General features: G+C 71.0%; 5 protein-coding genes. 1 reads left to right on the top strand and 4 read right to left on the bottom strand.

What is annotated here, in order from left to right; translation table 11 throughout:
• Nucleotides 1-88: 88 nt before the first annotated feature.
• The gene (locus tag AOK23_RS38580) at nucleotides 89-718 is read right to left on the bottom strand and encodes a uridine kinase family protein (RefSeq protein WP_055717133.1); all 630 of its coding nucleotides are present in this window, start codon (nucleotides 716-718) and stop codon (nucleotides 89-91) included.
• A 127-nt stretch (nucleotides 719-845) separates the two neighbouring features.
• Between AOK23_RS38580 and AOK23_RS38575 the strand changes: the two genes are divergently transcribed.
• A complete protein-coding gene (locus tag AOK23_RS38575) occupies nucleotides 846-1,253 on the top strand; it encodes a hypothetical protein (RefSeq protein ID WP_055717132.1) in 408 nt (135 codons plus the stop codon).
• Between the two features lie 96 nt (nucleotides 1,254-1,349).
• Here AOK23_RS38575 and AOK23_RS38570 read toward each other — a convergent pair whose 3' ends face one another.
• Genes AOK23_RS38570 through deoC form a run of 3 tightly spaced genes read right to left on the bottom strand, consistent with a single transcriptional unit; the run spans nucleotide 1,350 to nucleotide 4,622 of the window.
• A complete protein-coding gene (locus AOK23_RS38570) occupies nucleotides 1,350-2,237 on the bottom strand; it encodes an aldehyde dehydrogenase family protein (RefSeq protein WP_055717131.1) in 888 nt (295 codons plus the stop codon).
• Nucleotides 2,230-3,666 carry an aldehyde dehydrogenase family protein gene (locus AOK23_RS38565; RefSeq protein ID WP_055717130.1) on the bottom strand — a complete coding sequence of 479 codons (1,437 nt, stop codon included), beginning with the start codon at nucleotides 3,664-3,666 and terminating at the stop codon, nucleotides 2,230-2,232. The genes AOK23_RS38570 and AOK23_RS38565 overlap by 8 nt, the downstream gene beginning before the upstream one ends.
• 5 nt (nucleotides 3,667-3,671) lie before the next feature.
• Nucleotides 3,672-4,622 (bottom strand): deoxyribose-phosphate aldolase, encoded by a 951-nt coding sequence (deoC, locus tag AOK23_RS38560; protein WP_079049944.1) that lies wholly within the window; start codon nucleotides 4,620-4,622, stop codon nucleotides 3,672-3,674.
• Nucleotides 4,623-4,694 lie beyond the last annotated feature (72 nt).

The following is a 4,694-nucleotide window of genomic DNA, read 5'->3' as shown; positions in this document are numbered from 1 at the left end:
CAACGGGGGAAGCGGGACTGGAGGGCCGGGGGTCCGTCCAGTCCCGCTTTTTTGTATGCGTTCGTGTAGCCGGGCCGGGGTCTGCTGTCTAGGCGGGGGTCTGCGCGCGGCGGCCCGCCGCGGCCGACGCCAGCCGTCCGAGCGCCTCGCCCTTGTCGCAGGCGTGGGCGCCCAACTCCGTCTGCCGGGCCACGATCGAACGCTCCAGACGCATCAGCCGCCAGCCGCGCCGCAGCAGGAAGGGCACCGACTTGCGGCCCTCCCGCAGATCGCGCAGGAAGCGGCGGCGGAACGTCGTCACCGGGCCCCGGGTCAGGCACAGCGCGTCCGCGAGGACGCCGAGTTCGCGGCAGCGTCCCACGATCTCCGCGGCGAAGATGCCCTCGGCGATGAACAGCGGGGTCCGCTCGATGCTCAGGGACTCCCAGCCGGTGCGCGCGCTGAGCGAGATGTCGTACGCCGGGACGGTCGTACGGCTCGTGCGGCACAGCTCCTCGATCGCCGCGACGGCGGCGTCCGCGTCCCAGGACAGCGGATGGTCCCAGTCGATGTCCGTGCTGCCCTCCACCAGGGGCAGCGTCGGGTCGTCGCCCTCCTTGTAGAAGTCGTCGAGCCGCAGCACGGGCAGGCCGGAGCGGGCGGCGAGGAGGGATTTGCCTGAGCCGGACGGACCGGACAGCAGGACGACCCGGGTCGGTATCGGGGGATGCGAACTCACGAGAGTCCAGTGTGAGGCATCGCGCGGCTCCCGCCGAGTCGGCGGGTCGCCCTTGGAGCGCACATCACACCTCAACTACCGTGTGTGCCTCCATGCTTACTTTCCGCAGTAGAAAGTGACCACACTGATGGCTCGACACTCGGCCCCCCAGTCCCCCTTCGCCCGGCGCGCGTTGCTCGCCGTCACGACCGCGGGCGTCGCACTCGGCGCGGGCGCCGGTACGGCCGCCGCGGCGGACGGCGCCGCCCCCGTCGTCGACGTGCTGCGCACCCGGCCCACCTCGCTCGGCAAGGTCGACCCCCAGGCGGGCCTCCAGACGCTGAAAGACACCGTCGGGTACGTCACCGGCCCGGTCGCCGGCCTCAAGCCCAACCCCCTCGCCGGCACGGGCGTCGACCCGCTCGACAACGGCGTGGGCACCCGGCTCGCCGACTTCCAGGCCGTCAAATCGAGGGACCTGACCGGCCCGGTGGCGCAGGCGCCGTCGATCGGGAGCATCCCGGTGGTGGGGCAGGCGCTGGGCGGCCTGCGCTGAGTCCAGCCCCCTGCGAGAGGATGCGGGAAACCGCGCGGCCGGCCCGTGGACGACCCCTGTCGTCCACGGGCCGGCCCGCGCCTGCCCCGGCGTGCGTCAGTACGAGGAACCCGACGCGCCCAGCGACCCCGTGGGGTGCCAGACCGTCTTCGTCTCCAGGAACGCCGTCATGCGGTCGATGCCCGGCATCGCCGACCAGTCGTCCACAGGCTGTGGACGCAGTACCCGCTTCAGGTTGTCGGCCGCGGCGATCTCCAGCTCCTTGGCGAGGACGTCGTCCGCGCCGGCCAGGTCGATCGCGTTGACGTCCTGGTGCGCGGCGAGCGGCGTCGCGATCTCCGCCGTACGGCCGGACAGGACGTTCACGACACCGCCGGGCACGTCGGACGTGGCCAGGACCTCGGCCAGCGACAGCGCCGGGAGCGGGGCCGTCTCGGAGGCGACCACGACGGCCGTGTTGCCCGTGGCGATCACGGGGGCGACCACCGAGACCAGGCCCAGGAACGACGACTCCTGCGGGGCGAGGACGGCGACCACACCGGTCGGCTCGGGGGAGGAGAGGTTGAAGTACGGGCCCGCCACCGGGTTCCCGCCGCCCACCACCTGGGCGATCTTGTCGGTCCAGCCCGCGTACCAGACCCAGCGGTCGATCGTCGCCTCCACCTGGGCGGCGGCCTTCGACTTCGACAGCCCCTCGGCGTCGGCGACCTCGTGGACGAACTGGCCCTTGCGGCCCTCCAGCATCTCCGCGACCCGGTACAGGACCTGGCCCCGGTTGTACGCCGTGGCGCCGGACCAGGCGCCGAACGCCTTGCGCGCGGCGACCACCGCGTCACGGGCGTCCTTGCGGGAGGAGAGCGGTGCGTTGGCCAGCCACTTGCCCTTTGCGTCGCTCACCTCGTACACCCGGCCGCTCTCGGAACGCGGGAACTTCCCGCCGACGTACAGCTTGTAGGTCTTGAAGACGCTCAAACGGTCAGACATCGAGGTACGCCTCCAGGCCGTGGCGGCCGCCCTCGCGGCCGAAGCCCGACTCCTTGTAGCCGCCGAACGGCGAGGTCGGGTCGAACTTGTTGAACGTGTTGGACCAGACGACGCCCGCGCGGAGCTTGTTCGCGACGGCCAGGATCCGGGAGCCCTTCTCGGTCCAGATGCCCGCCGACAGGCCGTACTGGGTGTTGTTGGCCTTGGCGACGGCCTCGTCCGGGGTGCGGAAGGTCAGCACCGACAGCACCGGGCCGAAGATCTCGTCGCGGGCGATGGTGTGCGCCTGGGTGACGTTCGTGAACAGCGTCGGCGCGAACCAGTAACCCGCCGACGGCAGTTCGCACGCCGGGGACCAGCGCTCGGCGCCCTCCGACTCGCCCTGCTCGACGAGCGAGGTGATCCGGGTCAGCTGCTCCTCGGAGTTGATCGCCCCGATGTCCGTGTTCTTGTCGAGCGGGTCGCCGAGGCGGAGCGTCGACAGCCGGCGCTTCAGGGAGTCGAGCAGCTCGTCCTGGATCGACTCCTGGACCAGGAGGCGGGAGCCCGCGCAGCAGACCTGGCCCTGGTTGAAGAAGATGCCGCTCACGATGCCCTCGACGGCCTGGTCGATCGGGGCGTCGTCGAAGACGATGTTCGCGCCCTTGCCGCCGAGCTCCAGGGTGAGCTTCTTGCGGGTGCCCGCGACCGTCTTCGCGATCTCCTTGCCGACGGCAGTGGAGCCGGTGAAGGCCACCTTGTTGACGTCGGGGTGCGCGACCAGGGCCGCGCCCGTGTCGCCGTACCCGGGGAGGATGTTGACGACGCCCTTGGGTAGGCCCGCCTGGCGGCAGATGTCCGCGAAGAACAGCGCCGTCAGCGGGGTGGTCTCGGCCGGCTTGAGGACGACCGTGTTGCCGGTGGCCAGGGCCGGGGCGATCTTCCACGCCAGCATCAGCAGCGGGAAGTTCCACGGGATGACCTGACCCGCGACGCCCAGCGGCCGGGGGTTCGCGCCGAAGCCGGCGTGGTCGAGCTTGTCGGCCCAGCCTGCGTAGTAGAAGAAGTGCGCGGCGACCAGGGGCAGGTCGGCGTCGCGGGTCTCCTTGATCGGCTTGCCGTTGTCCAGCGTCTCCAGGACCGCCAGCTCACGGCTGCGCTCCTGGATGATGCGGGCGATACGGAAGAGATACTTCGCGCGCTCCGAGCCGGGCAGCGCCGACCACTTCTCGAACGCCTTGCGGGCCGCCTGCACGGCGCGGTCGACGTCGGCCTCGCCGGCCCGGGCGATCTCGGAGAGGACCTCCTCGGAGGCGGGGCTGACGGTCTTGAAGACCTTGCCGTCGGCCGCCTCCGTGAACTCGCCGTCGATGAACAGGCCGTACGAGGGCGCGATGTCGACGATCGCGCGGGACTCGGGGGCCGGGGCGTACTCGAATACGGATGCCATGGTGATCAGTCCACCGTCACGTAGTCGGGGCCGGAGTAGCGGCCGGTGGCCAGCTTCTGGCGCTGCATCAGCAGGTCGTTGAGGAGCGAGGAGGCGCCGAAGCGGAACCAGTGGTTGTCCAGCCAGTCCTCGCCCGCCGTCTCGTTGACCAGGACCAGGAACTTGATCGCGTCCTTGGACGTGCGGATGCCGCCGGCCGGCTTCACACCGACCTGGACACCGGTCTGGGCGCGGAAGTCGCGGACGGCCTCCAGCATGAGCAGGGTGTTGGCGGGAGTGGCGTTGACCGCGACCTTGCCGGTCGAGGTCTTGATGAAGTCCGCGCCCGCGAGCATGCCGAGCCAGCTGGCGCGGCGGATGTTGTCGTACGTCGAGAGCTCGCCGGTCTCGAAGATGACCTTCAGACGGGCGGCGCCGCAGGCCTCCTTCACGGCGATGATCTCCTCGTGGACCTTCAGATAGTGGCCCGCGAGGAACGCGCCCCGGTCGATGACCATGTCGATCTCGTCCGCGCCGGCGGCGACCGCCTCCCGCACGTCGGCCAGCTTGACCGACAGGGGGGCACGGCCCGCCGGGAAGGCGGTGGCGACCGAGGCGACCTTCACGCCGGACCCCGCGACGGCCGTCTTGGCGGTGGCGACCATGTCGGGGTACACGCAGACCGCCGCCGTGGACGGGGTCGTGCGGTCGATGGGGTCGGGGTGGACCGCCTTGGCGCCGAGCGCCCGGACCTTGCCCGGGGTGTCCGCGCCTTCCAGCGTCGTCAGGTCGACCATGGAGATGGCCAGGTCGATGGCGTACGCCTTGGCGGTCGTCTTGATGGAACGGGTGCCGAGGGAGGCGGCGCGCGCCTCCAGGCCGACCGCGTCCACACCGGGCAGTCCGTGGAGGAAGCGGCGCAGTGTGCTGTCGGACGCGGTGACGTCGGCTAGGGCGTGGGGTGCGGCAGTGGACATGGTCACCAGACGAGCATATCTACGCGCGTAGCGGGTGTACACCCCCGAAGTCTTCTGAAGGGGGTGTGGGGG

It is taken from the genome of Streptomyces torulosus, assembly GCF_001419765.1.
Classification (GTDB): domain Bacteria; phylum Actinomycetota; class Actinomycetes; order Streptomycetales; family Streptomycetaceae; genus Streptomyces; species Streptomyces torulosus.
This window is presented reverse-complemented; position numbering and strand designations above follow the sequence as displayed.

Coding starts and splice junctions, on each gene's coding strand:
- AOK23_RS38570 (WP_055717131.1), bottom strand. CDS start 2,237: ATGTCTGACCGTTTGAGCGTCTTCAAGACCTACAAGCTGTACGTCGGC.
- AOK23_RS38575 (WP_055717132.1), top strand. CDS start 846: ATGGCTCGACACTCGGCCCCCCAGTCCCCCTTCGCCCGGCGCGCGTTG.
- deoC (WP_079049944.1), bottom strand. CDS start 4,622: ATGTCCACTGCCGCACCCCACGCCCTAGCCGACGTCACCGCGTCCGAC.
- AOK23_RS38565 (WP_055717130.1), bottom strand. CDS start 3,666: ATGGCATCCGTATTCGAGTACGCCCCGGCCCCCGAGTCCCGCGCGATC.